Annotated in this window: 15 protein-coding genes; 5 read left to right on the top strand and 10 right to left on the bottom strand. The window is 43.3% G+C overall.

The features are described 5' to 3' along the window. Window positions 1-81: 81 nt before the first annotated feature. Complete coding sequence (locus G5B30_RS03730) at window positions 82-396, bottom strand: rhodanese-like domain-containing protein (RefSeq protein ID WP_165318613.1); 315 nt, start codon at window positions 394-396, stop codon at window positions 82-84. A gap of 88 nt (window positions 397-484) precedes the next feature. Between G5B30_RS03730 and G5B30_RS03735 the strand changes: the two genes are divergently transcribed. Next, complete coding sequence (locus G5B30_RS03735) at window positions 485-1,285, top strand: aspartate dehydrogenase domain-containing protein (protein ID WP_165318614.1); 801 nt, start codon at window positions 485-487, stop codon at window positions 1,283-1,285. Here the strand turns inward: G5B30_RS03735 and G5B30_RS03740 are convergent. Beyond that, window positions 1,272-2,186 carry an NAD(P)-dependent oxidoreductase gene (locus tag G5B30_RS03740; RefSeq protein ID WP_165318615.1) on the bottom strand — a complete coding sequence of 305 codons (915 nt, stop codon included), beginning with the start codon at window positions 2,184-2,186 and terminating at the stop codon, window positions 1,272-1,274. The two genes, G5B30_RS03735 and G5B30_RS03740, sit on opposite strands and share 14 nt — an antisense overlap. 163 nt (window positions 2,187-2,349) lie before the next feature. Here G5B30_RS03740 and G5B30_RS03745 point away from each other — a divergent pair, with 163 nt between their 5' ends. After that, entirely contained in the window at window positions 2,350-3,471 is a 1,122-nt protein-coding gene (locus G5B30_RS03745; protein ID WP_165318616.1) for a hypothetical protein, read from the top strand. Window positions 3,472-3,500: 29 nt separating this feature from the next. Then, window positions 3,501-4,259, top strand: coding sequence for a Ku protein (locus G5B30_RS03750; RefSeq protein ID WP_165318617.1), 759 nt, complete (start codon window positions 3,501-3,503; stop codon window positions 4,257-4,259). A gap of 9 nt (window positions 4,260-4,268) precedes the next feature. Here G5B30_RS03750 and ligD read toward each other — a convergent pair whose 3' ends face one another. Continuing rightward, the gene (ligD, locus tag G5B30_RS03755) at window positions 4,269-5,183 is read right to left on the bottom strand and encodes a non-homologous end-joining DNA ligase (RefSeq protein WP_165318618.1); all 915 of its coding nucleotides are present in this window, start codon (window positions 5,181-5,183) and stop codon (window positions 4,269-4,271) included. Window positions 5,184-5,409: 226 nt separating this feature from the next. Then, window positions 5,410-5,877, bottom strand: a complete 468-nt coding sequence (locus tag G5B30_RS03760; RefSeq protein ID WP_165318619.1) for a DUF4142 domain-containing protein — start codon at window positions 5,875-5,877, stop codon at window positions 5,410-5,412. Window positions 5,878-6,157: 280 nt separating this feature from the next. Between G5B30_RS03760 and G5B30_RS03765 the strand changes: the two genes are divergently transcribed. Beyond that, a complete protein-coding gene (locus tag G5B30_RS03765) occupies window positions 6,158-6,748 on the top strand; it encodes a DUF6766 family protein (RefSeq protein WP_240903089.1) in 591 nt (196 codons plus the stop codon). Window positions 6,749-6,751: 3 nt separating this feature from the next. Here the strand turns inward: G5B30_RS03765 and G5B30_RS03770 are convergent, their stop codons facing one another. Genes G5B30_RS03770 through secA form a run of 6 tightly spaced genes read right to left on the bottom strand, consistent with a single transcriptional unit; the run spans window position 6,752 to window position 16,084 of the window. Further along, window positions 6,752-8,269, bottom strand: a complete 1,518-nt coding sequence (locus G5B30_RS03770) for an FAD-dependent oxidoreductase (protein ID WP_165318621.1) — start codon at window positions 8,267-8,269, stop codon at window positions 6,752-6,754. A 12-nt stretch (window positions 8,270-8,281) separates the two neighbouring features. Beyond that, entirely contained in the window at window positions 8,282-10,486 is a 2,205-nt protein-coding gene (locus G5B30_RS03775; protein WP_165318622.1) for a mechanosensitive ion channel family protein, read from the bottom strand. 47 nt (window positions 10,487-10,533) lie between these two features. Continuing rightward, window positions 10,534-11,106 (bottom strand): thiamine diphosphokinase, encoded by a 573-nt coding sequence (locus G5B30_RS03780; protein ID WP_165318623.1) that lies wholly within the window; start codon window positions 11,104-11,106, stop codon window positions 10,534-10,536. Between the two features lie 4 nt (window positions 11,107-11,110). Continuing rightward, complete coding sequence (locus tag G5B30_RS03785; RefSeq protein WP_165318624.1) at window positions 11,111-12,301, bottom strand: M20 family metallopeptidase; 1,191 nt, start codon at window positions 12,299-12,301, stop codon at window positions 11,111-11,113. Between the two features lie 9 nt (window positions 12,302-12,310). After that, on the bottom strand, window positions 12,311-12,766 hold the full coding sequence (locus G5B30_RS03790) for an SPOR domain-containing protein (RefSeq protein ID WP_165318625.1): 456 nt from the start codon (window positions 12,764-12,766) through the stop codon (window positions 12,311-12,313). 12 nt (window positions 12,767-12,778) lie between these two features. Further along, window positions 12,779-16,084, bottom strand: a complete 3,306-nt coding sequence (secA, locus tag G5B30_RS03795) for a preprotein translocase subunit SecA (RefSeq protein WP_165318626.1) — start codon at window positions 16,082-16,084, stop codon at window positions 12,779-12,781. A 196-nt stretch (window positions 16,085-16,280) separates the two neighbouring features. Here secA and G5B30_RS03800 point away from each other — a divergent pair, with 196 nt between their 5' ends. Further along, a complete protein-coding gene (locus G5B30_RS03800; protein WP_165318627.1) occupies window positions 16,281-16,508 on the top strand; it encodes a DUF2683 family protein in 228 nt (75 codons plus the stop codon). Window positions 16,509-16,978: the final 470 nt, after the last annotated feature.

Genomic DNA, 16,978 nt, shown 5'->3' on the forward strand with positions numbered 1-16,978 from the left:
CTAATTTGATACATATTATTCTTTAAAAAAAAAGGGACAAAAAGTTAACTTTGTCCCATCGCTAATTTTTTGTTTTTCTTTTTAATAGACATCCATTTCCGGATCTATTTCTTCCTTCCAGGCCAAAATGCCTCCCTTCAGATTGGATAGATTTGTAAACCCTTCCTGCTCCAACAACATAATGGCCTGTGCACTCCGCTTACCCGAACGGCAATGTACGACCACTGGAATATCTTTTGCTATTTTATCCGATTCTATACTGATTCCTGCCAAAGGAATATTTACGCCATTCAGGTTAGACACCTCGTATTCAAAAGGCTCTCGCACATCGATCAATTGAAACTCTACATTTTCATCAATCATCGATTGCAGCTCGTCAACGGTTATTTCTTTCATAAGAATCTATTTTTAGTCAAACTTAGATAAATTTGGATTATTTACCAATAAGTTTTTATTATTAAAAAAAAGTCCTATGTTCGGCACTATGGGAAAAAAGACATTAGCCATTGTAGGTTGCGGAAAGTTGGCCGCCATAGTGACCGATGCATTAAATGCGGGGTTATTAGCAGAATACCAGTTAATTGCGGCTTACTCCAGAACGCGGGCTAAAGCACAGCAGATTGCCGATAAGGTCGAGACGGTTTCATCCGGACCCACCTGTAAAGTGTGTGATACTATAGAAGACCTATTAGCCACAAAGCCCGATTATATCGTCGAGACAGCCTCACCGGATTCATTAAAAGAATTTGCGTTAGACGCCTTAGCAAACGGTTCTTCCATTGTAACCTTATCCATCGGTGCTTTTGCGGATATAGTTTTTTACGAAAAAGTTATCAGCACCGCAAAACAGCATGACAGCAAGGTTCATATCGCCTCAGGCGCTATCGGCGGACTTGACGTATTACGGACGACAGCTCTTATGGGTAACTCTACCGCAACCTTCCATACCGAGAAAGGTCCGAACTCGCTCAAAAATACAGCAGTCTATGACGAATCGCTGCAAACAGAAAAAAGAAAGGTCTTCGAAGGAAATGCCATTGAAGCTATTGCGCTATTCCCCACCAAGGTCAATGTTTCCGTAGCGGCCTCTATCGCATCCGTTGGGCCAGAAAACATGAGGGTATCCATGACATCCACACCTGGATTTGTAGGTGACGATCACCGCATAGAAATCAAAAATGAACAAATCCATGCGGTGATCGATGTGTATAGCTCCACGGCTCAGATTGCAGGCTGGAGCGTTGTCAATACCTTACGGAATATTGTATCTCCTATTGTCTTTTGAGAAAGGTTTCTATATTGGCCAGCACCTTTTCACTCAGACGATCAAACGCCTGACGCGTACGACCTACCGACACCCCCATACAATGTACATGGGGGTGTGTTAAAAACTTCTCGTTCCCCAACGCAATTAATGTATCGCAATAACAGACATTGTCGCCATTGATCCATTCCGCAAATGGCTCTTCATCCCAAGCGGGAGAAAGCCCCGTATTGAACAAAATCTTCCTATCGCCCATCGCAGCAAACTCTTCTGCATGTAGAAGCACCGTGTTCTTATTCAGGCAGGTGACAATGACCTCGCTTTCCTTCAGGAGCTGCTGTAACGGCAAAAACCGATAGCCTTTCTGTTTTGCCTCTTCCTTCTCCGAGCGGGCAAAATAAGAAATGTCAGCTCCAAAGAACTTCAGTGCATCAGCCACCATCCCTCCGGATTTACCCAGTCCGACGATGCCCGCTTTGATTCCCGTTATCTCCCGCGGTACACCATCCCAAGGTTCCCGCGGACTGCCGTCTTTTTTTGTGCCGAAACCATGCAAGCAACGGACGAGCTCACTCACAACGTACTCCACTACCCCCTCATCACCATAATCTCTAACCCCTAATACCGTCATGCCTCTGGACTGCGCATACAAGATATCTACATTTGCACTCTCCGGCGTGTACAACGAACAGCACATGCCAATATACTTCACGTGAGGACATTGTTCTAACGCATCCTTTTCCAACCTGGAGGTATAGCTGATCAAGACTGCATCCGCATCACCAATACGTGCAACCATCTCCTCCACCGTCGCTGGCATATCATCATACATGACGACTTCAGCCGCATAATCAAATAAGGCCTTTTCCGCCGATGGAATTAAATTCAACGGCTCTACGGCAACGAGTTTTTTAAATAGCATGATATCTTTCCTTTTACTAATCCATAAAGCTCTGATGATAATGAAAGTTTTTATGAAAAGCAAATTGCGTTAAATACGTGTTGTCTCTTCCTCGGCGAACATCTTATATCTTCCATATGTTATATCTATAAAATGCGTAAGTCGTTCACCAATACATCATATCATGCAAACTGTAGATTTGAGTTTATTAAAAGAATTGACGGCGATTAAGGAAGAACCCTGTATCTCCCTTTATATGAAAACACATCGCCGCCATCCCGAAAACACTGTTGATCCCATTACCTTTAAAAAACTTTATAAGAAAACATTAAACTATATCCAGGAACATCATTTCGTCGATCACGAGGCACTACTGCTCCCTTTGGAACATTTGATCGATGATAAAATATTTTGGGATAACAACGACCGTGGCCTTGCTATTTTCTGTTCGTCTCACGGCACAAAAATTCTTCGATTACCCAAAGAGGTGGGAGAGATTTCCTGTGTAGCCTATTCGTTTTGCGTGAAGCCCTTGTTCAACTTTTACAATGAAAACCAACCCTATTATTTGCTGGCTCTGGGATTAGACAACGTCCGCTTCTATCAGGGCAATAAATATCATTTGGAAGAAATCGATATTACAGATAAGATTCCGAAAGACATGGAAGAAGCATTGGGGCACGAACTTACAGAAAATCATCTGCACGGCTCGGCAGTCCAAGGTACAGGTCTCCATGGATATATGGAAAAAAGTCAGGAGGAAGATATTGATATGGATCGGTTTTTTCGAAAAGTGGATCGTGCTGTCCAGGAAAATTTTAATATAACGAAGGCAAAGCCTCTTTTACTTGCAACACTTCCGGAACATCAGTCACATTTTTTACGCCTCAGCAAAAGCACCAACTTGGTGTCCCTGCCCATCCGAATAAACCCACACGCGCTTAGTAAAGAAGAACTGCTTAAAAAAGTTCAGGAGAATATGGACCAACATGCTGAAAGTGAGAAAAAAATGCTTTTGGAGAGGTATCAACTTGCCGTAGGAGAAAATTTAAGCAGTACAGAGTTGCAGGGGGTCGTTCAGGATGCATTAGACGGCAAAATTGATGTTCTCGTTATCGAAAACGACAGAAGCATCAGCGGTACCATCGATGTGGAAAAAAGAAACGTTGGGCAAAAGCAACCCTTTCATACTGACGTCATCAACGAGCTCAGTTGTTTGGTTTTTGAACAAGGTGGACATGTCGTTGTCTTGGACCGTGAGGAAATGCCTACAGAAACAGGAGCATTTACAATTAACCGTTATTGACAACATAAAAACCTGCAAACAGACATATTATGCGAGCAATTTGGACAGGATCGATTGGATTTGGGTTAGTCAACATTCCCATCAAAATTTATAGCGCTCTACAAAGTAGCTCACTCGATTTGGATATGTTGGACCGCAAAGACAAGGCTAATATCAAATATAAAAGAGTAAATGAAAATACGGGAAAGGAAGTTCCTTGGGATAATATCGTCAAGGGTTATTTTCTAAAGGACCGATACATCGTGCTGGAAGACTCCGATTTCGAAGAAGCAAGCCCCGAAAAAAATAAGATGATCAATCTCAACTCTTTCGTCAAAATGGAAGATATTGACAGTATCTATTTCGATACTCCCTATTATCTCGAACCCCAGAAAGGCGGCGAAAAAGCTTATCAACTCCTGCTCAAGGCATTGGAAAAAAGCAAAACCGCTGGATTAGGGTCGTTCGTCATGCGTAATATAGAAAATCTGGCTATCATCAAATCGTACAATAATCTACTGGTCCTGAATAAAATACGCTTTGAAGAAGAGGTGCGCTCTTCAGAAGAACTGAAGCTGCCAGGTAACATACGTCTAAAAAAAGAAGAAATGGACATGGCGCTACAACTTATTAAACAGCACAATAAGCCTTTTGATATATCCCAATACCGAAATGAGTACACTAAAGAGTTGTTAAAAATCATTAAACAGAAAGCGAAGGGTAAAAGAGCTTCTATACGCAAGATAAAAAATATGGAGCATACGAAATCCACGGACCTATTAGAAAAACTAAAAGCTAGTCTGGCATAATTTGCTTCTCTATAATTTGGCAAGAACAGCTTTAATATTGGTGGGGCTATCCCAGATCTCACGCCACGGATTGTCCTTCTTTTCTATACGCTGAAATATCGTTTTGATGGTATAATCTGTTATGCGAAGTTTTGGCGTGAGCTCCTCCCAAAACAATGGTGTGCTGGCTGTAGCCTTAGGTTTAGGGCGTAGCGAATAGGGCGCCACCACCGTCTGACCTCTTCTGTTCTGAAGAAAGTCTAAATAAATCAGTCCTTTCCTCTTTTTTGGATCACGTACCAAGCTGGTTGCTTGTGGATGTCTTTCATGGACCAGCTGTGCCACCCATTGCACAAAGTCCCGGGTAGTATCAAATGTATACTTCTGTTTTACATACACATAAATATGCAGGCCAGTAGATCCAGATGTTTTAAGAAAGGCCTTGACCCCTACTTGTTCAAAAATATCATGTGCCGTCCGTGTTACTTCAATCACCTTCTGAAAATCAGCGCCATTTGGATCAAGATCCAAGACCGCAAATTCAGGATGTTCTGGCTTTTGATAGGTCGAAAGCCAAGGATTAATTTCGATAGACCCTAGGTTAGCCATATACAGAAGCGTGGCCTTATCATTACAAATGATATAATCCACATCTTTATCCGTACTTTCCGAGTAAATTGCCTTCGTTTTGACCCAAGCCGGTATCGTCTCCGTGTCTACGTCTTTTTGAAAAAATCCCGCCTTGTCAATGCCATTGGGAAATCGGTGTAAGGAGATAGGTTTGTTCTTCAGATAAGGGAGAATATACGATTCCATATGCTCATAATACGCAATCATTTGCCCTTTCACATAACCCTCCTCCGGCCAGTATATCTTATTTAGATTAGTCAGCTGCACGGTTTTTCGACCTAATGTTATCGTATCGTGATTTTTCTCCTCTTTCATACCATTTCTTTTCGTCTCAACTCCTGAGTTTTTTCGCCGGAACCTCTCTACGTAGTCCCGGCGTTTTATTACAGTCCTCTTTTTTATAGCTTACTCGTTTTCCATGCCTCGTATATACTTTAAAACTACAATGTCTCTGAATTGTTGCGCATTGTATCCTTTATCTTGGGCATTGTTTTAGGCCTCTTTTTATTATTGCCCTTGTTGTTTAGCGCTTTAGCTTGGGCTAATGTGACCTTAAAGAAGGTAACCTATCGTTTATCCATGAGCGGAAACCATCATCTTCTGTCGTATTATCTGTACCCGCCTGCTCAAAGAGGGCGATAGATTTTTCATGCGAAGTTACTGCCGTTTCCTGAAAAACCTGATCATAGCGATCTTTATTCAGCGCGGCTAATGACTCCAATCTGCTTTGGTGTTCCCGACCCATTTCTTGAGGAATAGTTAAGCCCTTTGATTGCGCATAAGCTTCTAATTCTGCGAGAATTTTCTGATGGTCAGCAACGAGCTCACGTGCATAAGCTTTTGTGGCTGCGCTATTTGATTTTTCAATAGCTTGTTCCGCCATAGCGATCTCAAATCGATTAGACATCACCGATTTGTTTATAAAATCCTGCTCCGCAGTCTGTTGTGCAAAAGACTGCAATGTAATAATTCCTAGAATTACAACACATACTTTTAAATACGTTTTCATATATATTAGAAATAAATAAAGTCATCATCCTCGTATATTCTAGTAAAACAAGCCGCAGACACAATTCGTTGAAGCAACTGAAAATATCCGTATTTATACCCTTCAGGTTACTTCTTTTAGAATAACTACTCCGTTTTATACTGAAAATGTCTCACACGAAAACTTATCGCTTCAATGGAGGTTTTTACTCCATAGCAACATATATAAGAAAGATATGAAGACAAGCTTTTTTTACAGAAACAGCCTATCAATCGTGTTTTTAACACTTTTCGTATGTGCAATGATTGCCCAGACATACTTTGGCTGGCAGGAGAGGTTAGCGGAATATCAGGAAGAAGCCGGAGCCTATATTTCTTTGGCAAGTTACTTAAAAAGCGGCCATTTTATCGCTGCTACCTTGGAAAACTTTCAGAGTGAATTTTTACAGATGGCATTATATGTCGTTCTTACGATTTCGCTTCGTCAGATCGGATCGGCCGAATCCAAGAGCTTAGATAAACCGGAAGAAGTAGACCGCACACCGGTGCCCCACCCTGATGCACCTATTTGTGTCAAAAAAGGGGGATGGCGTTTACATCTCTATCAAAACTCACTCTCGATTGCGTTTGCTGTTCTTTTTATTCTATCTTGGTTGGGGCACTTATACGGGAGCTATAAAAGCTTCTCGGAGGAAAACTTGTTAAAAGGTAAGCCCCCTGTAGGGCTCGGAAAATTTTTGACAGAGCCTCAGTTTTGGTTTGAAACATTCCAAAATTGGCAGAGTGAATTTTTATCCGTAGCATCCATCGTTATATTAACAATCTTCCTTCGTCAAAAGGGGTCGCCCGAGTCAAAACCGGTAGACAGCCCGCATATGGAAACTGGAAAATAATTCTCACAATTTCCGAAGTGCATCCACTGCAGGACCGTTGAGGAGATCACCATTGCTTGCATAGCGAGCACCGTGACAAGGACAGTCCCAGCTATGTTCTGCATTATTCCATTTTACGATGCAGCCTGCATGGCGACATACAGGGTCGATGGCAAAGAGCTTTCCGGCAGAATCTTTATATATTCCTATCTTTTTGCCTTGATACTTCAATATTTTTCCCTCGTCGTTTCCTATTTCAACGAAGCCCTCTATTTGTTCCAAACGCAGACGGTCTTTAATAAAATGTTTGACGACATCCATATTTTCGGTCAGCAGCTCCCCGATTGCCGATAAAGGACCTATCCTCCCCGGGGCGTAAACCTCTTTATAAGGACTATCACCTGTTAAGATAAAGTCTGTAAGAATGACGGACGATAAAGTTCCAAATATCATCCCATTCCCTCCAAAGCCTGTCGCTATAAATTCGCGGGTATGGGACTTTCCCGGATACAGCCCTATAAAAGGGAGGCTATCTTGACTCTCATAATATTGGGAGGACCATTCATATTTTTTCTGCTTAACCGCATAATGTGCTGCCACAAAGGCCTCGAGCTCCAAGAAATTATACTTCTCATTGTCGTGATGCGCGGTCTTGTGATCCTGTCCACCTACCATCAGATAACGCTTACCCGCAATACATACTGTTCTAAAATAGTGAAAGGGCTCCTGCATATCGTAAACGAGGCCTTCGGGACACTGATTTTCATCTTCCAATTCAAAAACCTGAATATAACTGCGGTAAGGCGCTAACCTAAAGTTCATCAATTGGATTCCCGGGGGCGTATGTGTGGCATAAACAACCGTCTGTGTGAGCCATAACTGTCCTTCTGAGGTTTTGACCTCTAATTTATCCCGCTCGTTTTCAGTTACGGTCTGCACCAAAGCATGTTCCCGGATATGTCCACCTAAATTGATATAAGCCTGCAGCAGCCCCATGATATACTTCGTCGGATGAAAGCTTCCTTGTCCGCCAAACGTGATCGCCTTCAGGATATCAAATGGAGCCGGCACAGTGGTAACATCCGATGCGTCAAGACCAACGGCAAGGATGGCATCTTTAATCTTTTCCAGCGCTTCGCCCTCCTTTTCAGTTTGGGCGTACATGAATCCATCATGTGGCATATAATCACAAGAAATTTGATAATCGTGAATATTTGCTACAATTTCAGCAATAGCCTCTTTCGTCGATTGCGCAACAAAAACTGCTTTTTCCCGGCCATGTTTATTTATAATTTCAGAATAAGGCGTATCTATGACTGTGTTTAGATGCGCTGAAGTCCCAGCAGTAGTGCCAAAGCCAATCGTATGTGCATCCATAAGTAAGCACTTTTTTCCCGATTTCTGCAGTCGCAGAGCAGTTGATACCCCGGTAATGCCACCACCTATTATCACTATATCATAATAGGAGCCCCGACTCTCCATATAGGGGACAGGCCGGACCGTGTCCTGCCAAACACTTGTTTTTTGACCATCTCTTTTCATACTATTACTTTTTTAACTGGATGTAATCTTAACCTCTTTTTTTTCCCAATCATGTTTGACCTCTTCCAAAAACCGGCTCCGAAAGCGCTCGATATACTGTACGTGACGTATTCCTACCTGAATTGAAATTTGATAGGCATCTGTTGTAATATCTTTTGTCCATACCTTGAGCGGAATTGTCCGATCCACTTCATCATAAGAAGAGAGCTTTCTTTTTACCCATTCCTTAAACTCCTCGATCGACACCAAATTATTAACTGTCAGCTGCATGTTCAATCGGATATCTGCATCCGAGAAAGTCCAGTTGACCAACCTTCCCGAAAGAAGATCTCCGTTCGGAATAATAACACGTGCCCCTTGGTCTGTCAGTAAGGTACTGGAGCGGATACCGATCTGCATCACTTGGCCTTTTTTATCCGCTAACTCGACATAGTCACCTATCTTGAAGGGTTTCTCAAAAACAAGTATAACACCCGACACAAAATTGTTGATGATGTTCTGTAATCCCAAGCCTATCCCCACGCTGAGTGCACCGATGATGACCGTAAGCTTATCCATTCCCAATCCCAACACGCTGACAGCGATCAGAAAACCAATTATTACAATGAGCATTCGGAACAAAGGAAAGAGCGTCATCTTCTGTGCCTGCATCTCATTACTGGAAGGGGTTGACAGCAGATTTTTCAGATTTCTTTGGAGCCAATTTGCGAACCAGATCACCACGACCGCGACAAGCAAATTGCCGTAAGTAAATGAAATTCCCCCAATCTTATGCTCGGCATCCAAAATACGGTTCACCCATATTATTGCCTCTCGCATCAGGTGGAGGTTATTCAGTAACACGAAGATGATCAAGGCGGCGCAGCAAACATAAAGCAGACGATCAAAGCTGTTTAAAAGACGTTTAATGTCGAATCGCCTGATCATTGAATCCTCTCTGGCACGCTCATATTGATTTTCAAGATCATGCAGCAGCATGTCTCGAAAGGCACGCAGCGACATCGCCTGCAGCAGGCCGATACCCCCTACCAGACTCCACATCCGAGCCATAGCCAAGAATCCTGTACTATTTAACAAAATGGATAGCACATTACATATCATGAGCGCCCAACGTGCATACCGCGGTATATAGCCGACAGGATTTTCCACGTCTGTTCGCCTCCCCATAATCCATAATAGCACAATACCTGCTATATTGACAATTATCGCAACCGCACGCGTCCATCCTATCTCTGACAAAAGTAGGTTCGCAAGTATTAGCGCCACATAATAGACAAAAATCAGACCGAGCGCTTTGCGTTTTAAAAGCGACAATTCCGGATATAAAATGATATAAAGGAAAATGAAAATAAAAAAGTAGCTCGCTTCCAATACCCAGACAGGCACTGAAAGAGAAGTAAAAGGTAAAAGAACCAGAAAAAAGATACAGCATTTCAACAATGGAATCCACAACGGTTCGTTTTTGTGTAAACGTAGCTCTTCCTCTTCATGACGGGATTTTCGCCCCAACCTATACATCCAATAGAAATAGAGCAGGCTACACAAGATCAAAAAAATACGGCTGTTCCATGAGGGGTAATCAAAATAAGTCACCATAGCCCCATCTTTGACCAGATTTTTGCGTAACGTTTTACCCATACGCACGGGAATAGTTGCCCCCTGAGCATTCGTGTCTTGCGCAACCACCAATTCTTCACGTTGTCGCAATGTCGACGATTCAAGATATACAATGTCATCCATCAGTAGGGTTAAGCTACTTTCGATGCGTTCTATTGTATCCTGTATTTTGCCAAACCGCAGCCGTGTCGAATCATTGATCGATACGTCTAAAATTCCTGCTGTATCCAACGGGAAGGGTCTTTTTGAATAAGCTATCAGGTTTACTTTAGCTGTCTGGATGGATGCCCGTAACGTGCCTATTTCTTCTTTCTTTGTCTTCAAGAAGAATAATATGCTATCTATATGAGCGGTGTCCGTAGGGGCCCGATCCCACGATAGCTTTCGTTTCACACTGTCAAGCTCACTGGACCATTGATCAACAACAGCTTGCCAATGCTGCACGTCATTGGTGTCGGATACGGTAGCAACCTTATTCTGCCTGGCGACAGAGTCTTGCTGTTGTCCATAGACCGTTATTGCGATTATTCCTATAGCCGCAACCAACAGGTGTGCGATCCAAATCGATTTAAAACAAACTTTTTTACCCTTGTTGTTCATCTCTACTATGAACACACAAGGCTTATAAACGTTGTGGAAATAAGACTTTAAGCGATATCTTCTCCAATCATCACATACGAATCGGTACTGAATTCCAAGGTTACAAAACCATCGGTAGTAGTTTTAAAAACACCTTTCTTCTCATAATTTAACCCTTGGAAGGATTTAATTATCGATTCGTCTATGTACATTTTTTCCCCACGGGGCTTCCATTTTTCAAAAGAATGCCGAACAAAGACGTATCTCCTGTGTTGACAAAACATAACGATATTAATCCGATCCGCGTAAGAAGTTATTGCTTGAGGTATGCTATTGGTTAATATATTAACGGCCCTGAAATCATGTGCCATTAAATAACGTAATGCCTGATGGATAGGATCCACAGCACGGGGTAAAGGTTCTATCTTAATGGCTTCCTGCACAGCAGCCGCTTCTGGATCACCGAAAACCACATCGATCTTAATCCCATGCATCAACAGATAATCCATGTTTTCGACATCAGTCAATATGGTGGGGGACCATTCCAGCAGCTGACCCATCCATTCTTCATGAATCGCTTGAGAAGAAACAACCAATAGGGCAGGTTCCTGATTCTCTCTGACGATATGATGGGAAGACATATTACTACTCCTCCAACTGCCGAATCGCAATATAAGACATCAGCCCTATGCTCAGTTCTAAGGCATCTTCATCAATATCAAAAGTCGGCGTATGTACAGCTGATGTGATGCCTTTGGCTTTATTTCTGGTCCCCAGCCTATAAAAACAAGCATTGGTTTCCTGCGAGTAATAGGCAAAATCTTCCGCCGCAGGCCAAAGTTCCAGCTCCAGCACATTTTCCTTTCCCAGGTAATCTTCCGCATAGGAACGTGCACGTGCCGTTAGCTGCGGTTCATTCGTTAGGAATGGATATCCCTTGCGTACTTCAAAATCACAGGTAGCTCCCATGCCCTCCGCAATACCGATAGCCATCTTTTTCATCTTTTCATGTGCTTCCGCTCGCCACTGTTCGTTGAACGTCCGAAAAGTACCCTCGAGGTAAACCTCCTCCGGAATAACATTGGTAGCACCGTTACCCACGATCTTGCCCCATGACAACACCGTAGGTATACGCGGATCTGCCGCCCGACTGACAATCTGTTGTAACGCGGATATAATCTGAGCCGTAATGGCAATAGGGTCAATATTATTATGCGGTTGAGCGCCATGCCCCCCTTTTCCTTTCACCGTCATATACAGTTCGTCGGAGGATGCCATATATTGCCCCGAGCGAAATCCGACTTTTCCGACTTCGATAAAAGGCATGACATGTTGACCTAATACCGCTTGAGGCTCTGGATTTTTCAGAACACCTTCTTTGATCATTAGCGATGCCCCACCCGGAAGTTTTTCCTCTCCCGGCTGAAAAATCAGCTTGATGGTGCCACCGAATGTGGATTTCATCTCCTGCAAAATACGGGCTACACCCAACAACGAAGACGTATGCACATCGTGGCCACAGGCATGCATGACACCGACATTTTCCGAACCATACGGACGTCCTTCTACCTCCGTGATCGGCAAAGCATCCATGTCGGCCCGCAAAGCAATCACCTGCTCCGAAGGTTTATCTCCTTGGATAAGCCCCACAACACCTGTACCGGCTATTTCCTGATAAGGGATACCCAACTCATCGAGTCTTTCTTTCACAAAGGCGGATGTATTAAACTCCTCAAAAGACAGCTCTGGATGACGGTGCAAATGGCGCCGTATCTCTACCGTCTCTGCGAAATAATCCTTTGCTAACTGTTGTATATGTTCTTTAACAGAAATCATGATCAAAAATTACTCCCAAACCCAAATATCTTCCTGGAAGACAAATACATTACTGTATTGTGAACGTAACTCCCGCATAAAGTTGTTCGCTGCAGCTCTGCCGGTAAAATCGCCTACTTTCACCCGATAATTCGGTTCGTCGTACGTGACATAACTGTCTATATCTCCATACTCACTTTTAAACCGACTTTGTACCGCATAAGCTTCATTCCGGTTGTTGCCCGAATAGATCTGCACCCGAAATCCTCTTTTCTTCACCCGCGTAGCCTTACTCCTGTCCACTGGCTTAGTACCTAAACTTACCATGCGCGGCGCTGGGGGGTTTATCTCATGCGCCGCCCGAAAATGCTGTAACAAGGATATCAGCGTATCTTTATGCACAGACACGCTTTCCGTCTGCTGCCCTTTCGCAGCCCACGAAAAACCAATACATGCGAAACATAAAATCAACCCTTTATACCACATCCTCTATGACAATTATCCGTTTTTACCGTGACAATTTTTGTATTTCTGTCCAGATCCACAAGGGCATAAATCATTCCGTCCTACGGTTTGCTCCTTGCGAATGGGTTGTGTAACCTGCGGTTTGCGGGTATCAAAATCTTCATCTGATACACCTGTAGGCGAGCTCAGATCTTGCTTTGATGCCTTCACATTCGCCGGCTGCGCCGGTATCGGACGTGCCTCTTGTATATTCTGAGGTTGCTGCTGCTGTCCCGGGATTTCGCCCTTGAACAAAAAGCTTACAATCTCTTTATTCATACTCGCTAACATAGCCTTGAACAGGTCGAAAGCCTCCATTTTGTAGATGATAATCGGATCTTTCTGCTCATATACGGCATTCTGCACCGATTGCTTCAGATCGTCCATCTCCCGCAAATGCTCCTTCCACGCCTCATCTATCAGCGCAAGAACTATGCCCTTTTCGAACGACTTAAACACCTCAGCACCTTCGCTCTCCACAGCCTTCTTCAAGTTTGTCGCCACCTGTATGCCACGGATACCATCCGTGAAAGGTACAACAATATTCTCAATAACATCTCCACGCTCGGCAAGTACGTTTGTCAGTACCGGTAAAGTCTGCGCAGCGATATGTTTCGCCTTATTTTCATAATGTGTAATGACCTGATGGAATACTTTGTCGATCAATGTTTCTACACTGCTGGATGTATATTCCTCCGTACTGATAGCCGGATCTACTGCAAAAATGCGAATACACTCAATCTGGAATTCCTCATAGGAACCTCCTTCTTTTGCACTGACAACGATATCTTCAACGACATCGTAGATGGTATTATTCAGGTCCACATCAAGACGCTCACCGAACAACGCATTCTTACGCTTCGTGTAAATGACGGTACGTTGCGAGTTCATCACGTCATCATATTCCAATAAGCGCTTACGAATACCGAAGTTATTTTCCTCCACCTTACGTTGTGCACGCTCGATGGATTTGGTCAACATACTATGCTGCATGACCTCGCCTTCTTCCACACCCATTTTGACCATGATGTTGGAAATACGCTCGGAAGCAAACAAACGCATCAACGGATCTTCCAGAGAAACGAAAAATTGTGACGATCCCGGGTCGCCCTGACGGCCGGCACGACCGCGCAACTGGCGGTCTACACGACGTGACTCATGACGTTCCGTACCGATAATCGCCAGACCGCCTGCTTTAATAACCTCTTCCGTCAATTTAATATCCGTACCCCGACCCGCCATATTCGTCGCAATCGTAACCTGTCCCGGACGACCCGCTTCAGCAACAATATCCGCTTCCTTCTGGTGGAGTTTGGCGTTCAATACGTTATGTTTAATACCTCTCAGCTTCAACATACGGCTCAGCAATTCCGATATTTCGACAGATGTCGTACCGACCAAAACCGGACGCCCTTGTTCCGTCAAATTCTGAATTTCCTGTGCTACCGCATTGTATTTCTCACGCGCGGTGCGGTAGATCAAGTCTTGTCTATCATCCCGGGCAATTGGTCTGTTTGTCGGTATTTCGACAACATCCAATTTATAGATTTCCCAAAGCTCACCTGCTTCCGTAGAAGCTGTACCGGTCATACCGGCCAACTTATGGTACATACGGAAGTAATTCTGCAAGGTGATTGTTGCGTATGTCTGTGTCGCATCTTCCACCTTCACGTTTTCCTTCGCTTCGATCGCCTGGTGGAGACCATCCGAATAACGACGGCCGTCCATAATACGACCCGTCTGCTCGTCGACGATCTTGACCTTACCTTCATCTACAATATATTGGTCATCACGCTCAAACAACGTGTACGCTTTCAATAGTTGGTTGATCGAGTGAATACGCTCTGCTTTTATCGAATAGTCACGCAATAGCTCTTCCTTTTGGGTTGCTTTTTCCTCCAGCGTTGCATCGGATTTTTCGATATCTGCAATCTCAGTGCCCACATCCGGCAAAATGAAGAAGCTCGGATCTTCCCCAGAATCCGTAATCAGCTCAATACCTTTTTCACTTAGCTCAACCTGGTTATTTTTTTCATCGATCACGAAGAACAATTCCTTATCCGCTTTCGGCATATGGCGGTTTTGCTCTTGCATGTAGTAATTTTCCACCTTTTGGAGTATCTGGCGGTGGTTTCCTTCACTTAAGAACTTAATCAGCGCCTTATTTTTTGGCAGACCACGGTACGAACGAAATAGTGCTAAACCGCCTCCTTCAGGATCGGTATCACCTGCAGCAATTGCCTTTTTCGCTTCGTTGAAGACCGTGTTGATATACGCTTTCTGCGCGTTGACCAGCTTTTCGATCCGCGGTTTCAACTGGTAAAACTCATGCTCGTCACCTTTCGGGATAGGCCCCGAAATAATCAAGGGTGTACGGGCATCATCGATCAGCACCGAATCCACCTCATCGATCATCGCAAAATGCAACTTACGTTGGACCATGGAATCCGGTGTCTGCGTCATATTGTCACGTAAGTAGTCAAAGCCGAACTCATTGTTCGTACCATATACCACATCTGACTTGTAAGCGTTGCGTCGTTGTGCCGAGTTCGGCTGATGCTTATCTATACAATCTACACTCAGGCCATGGAACTCAAATATAGGGCCGTTCCACTCCGAGTCACGCTTGGCCAGGTAGTCATTGACCGTCACGATATGTACACCATTTCCAGAAAGGGCGTTCAGGTAAGTCGGTAATGTTCCCACCAACGTTTTACCTTCACCCGTCGACATCTCGGCAATTTTACCTTCATGAAGTACGATACCACCGATCAACTGCACATCATAATGGACCATATTCCAGGTTACTTCCGTGCCCGCAGCCGTCCACGTATTGCTCCATAGTGCTTTGTCCCCTTCAACCGTGACGTTAGGTCGCTTTGCCGCTAAGTCCCGATCAAAATCGCTGGCGGTTACTTCCAAAATACTGTTTTCCGTAAATCGGCGTGCTGTTTCTTTCACTACGGCAAATGCTTCAGGCAGTATCTCACGCAATACATCCTCCAATTTTTTGTCGCGATCTTTGGTTAGCTTATCGATTTTCTCGTAGACCGCTGTCTTTGCCGACATATCTACTTTGTCATCCTCAGCCTCTACTTTCAAGGCTTCAATTTCTGTATCAATTTCTTTTAAATACTCTTGTATGCGGTTTTTGAAATCTCGGGTTTTGGCGCGTAGCTCGTCATTACTTATTTCCGTCAGCTTGCTATACTCTTCCTTGATTTTTTCGACGACAGGTTGTATAACTTTGATGTCACGTTCGGACTTACTACCGAATAACTTACTTAAAAATTTTAACATAATATAATTGTATCTCTTCTCTCTTGTACAAAACGGAATCCAAAATCGGATTACAGACATTTTGACACTAACCGCCAAATTTAGTTATTCGAAATGATATCTGACAGACTAGCGTTATTTTTTTTACGTTATGACCTAATTGATATATTCGTGGAAAGCACCTATCTTTGTATAGAACAATTAGAAGCAGCTCATTATGCAAGCCATCACTATACATCCTGAATCTGCAGAACAATTTAAAACGGTCAAGGCTGTATTGAAGGCTCTTAATGTGCCTTTTGAGGCCCATACTCTAAAGTTGCCGACACATATCGTAAAAAGTATAGATAAGAGTATCAATCAGCTTGAAGGGGGAGAAACCATTTCCTTAGAAGCGTTTAAGGAAAAACATTTTCGCAGAACTGCTCATTACTTTATAAAGTAATTGATCAATCCGTTGTTATCATCTGTTTCTGGGATAATAGGCAAGATCCTATTTTCTGATAAATACGCTATACAAAAATACAATGACTTTATTGGGGGTAAATTTGAGCCAATTTTGGGGGTATGCGAAAATTGCGTTTGGCTCAAATTTACCCCCTTGACCTGACTTTTGACAGGCTCAAAAATAGCCTTAAATAGGGTTTTATCCTTGTTTTTGGACCTCTGAAGGGGATGGAAACAGGAATAGTACTAGCATGCATTTTTTTGAAAAGTGCATGCATTTTTCAAAAAAACACGTGCTAGTTTTATAATTATGCAGGTATAATTTGAAAAAGAGGATGCATGTTTTAGAAAACTGCTTGTAAGTTTTTCTATAGTGCACACGCACTTGAAAAAAGTACATACTTTTTTTAGCAGAACAGATGCAATATTCGGAGGATTACTTGCAAGGTTTTCCTTTCTGCAGGCGTA

Origin of the sequence: Sphingobacterium sp. SGG-5 (genome assembly GCF_011043525.1) — a bacterium.
Lineage (GTDB): Bacteria > Bacteroidota > Bacteroidia > Sphingobacteriales > Sphingobacteriaceae > Sphingobacterium.

Bases quoted from the DNA above. Each gene is read 5' to 3' on its own strand.
- G5B30_RS03730 (WP_165318613.1), bottom strand. From the start codon at position 396: ATGAAAGAAATAACCGTTGACGAGCTGCAATCGATGATTGATGAAAAT.
- G5B30_RS03735 (WP_165318614.1), top strand. From the start codon at position 485: ATGGGAAAAAAGACATTAGCCATTGTAGGTTGCGGAAAGTTGGCCGCC.
- G5B30_RS03740 (WP_165318615.1), bottom strand. From the start codon at position 2,186: ATGCTATTTAAAAAACTCGTTGCCGTAGAGCCGTTGAATTTAATTCCA.
- G5B30_RS03745 (WP_165318616.1), top strand. From the start codon at position 2,350: ATGCAAACTGTAGATTTGAGTTTATTAAAAGAATTGACGGCGATTAAG.
- G5B30_RS03750 (WP_165318617.1), top strand. From the start codon at position 3,501: ATGCGAGCAATTTGGACAGGATCGATTGGATTTGGGTTAGTCAACATT.
- ligD (WP_165318618.1), bottom strand. From the start codon at position 5,183: ATGAAAGAGGAGAAAAATCACGATACGATAACATTAGGTCGAAAAACC.
- G5B30_RS03760 (WP_165318619.1), bottom strand. From the start codon at position 5,877: ATGAAAACGTATTTAAAAGTATGTGTTGTAATTCTAGGAATTATTACA.
- G5B30_RS03765 (WP_240903089.1), top strand. From the start codon at position 6,158: ATGATTGCCCAGACATACTTTGGCTGGCAGGAGAGGTTAGCGGAATAT.
- G5B30_RS03770 (WP_165318621.1), bottom strand. From the start codon at position 8,269: ATGAAAAGAGATGGTCAAAAAACAAGTGTTTGGCAGGACACGGTCCGG.
- G5B30_RS03775 (WP_165318622.1), bottom strand. From the start codon at position 10,486: ATGAACAACAAGGGTAAAAAAGTTTGTTTTAAATCGATTTGGATCGCA.
- G5B30_RS03780 (WP_165318623.1), bottom strand. From the start codon at position 11,106: ATGTCTTCCCATCATATCGTCAGAGAGAATCAGGAACCTGCCCTATTG.
- G5B30_RS03785 (WP_165318624.1), bottom strand. From the start codon at position 12,301: ATGATTTCTGTTAAAGAACATATACAACAGTTAGCAAAGGATTATTTC.
- G5B30_RS03790 (WP_165318625.1), bottom strand. From the start codon at position 12,766: ATGTGGTATAAAGGGTTGATTTTATGTTTCGCATGTATTGGTTTTTCG.
- secA (WP_165318626.1), bottom strand. From the start codon at position 16,084: ATGTTAAAATTTTTAAGTAAGTTATTCGGTAGTAAGTCCGAACGTGAC.
- G5B30_RS03800 (WP_165318627.1), top strand. From the start codon at position 16,281: ATGCAAGCCATCACTATACATCCTGAATCTGCAGAACAATTTAAAACG.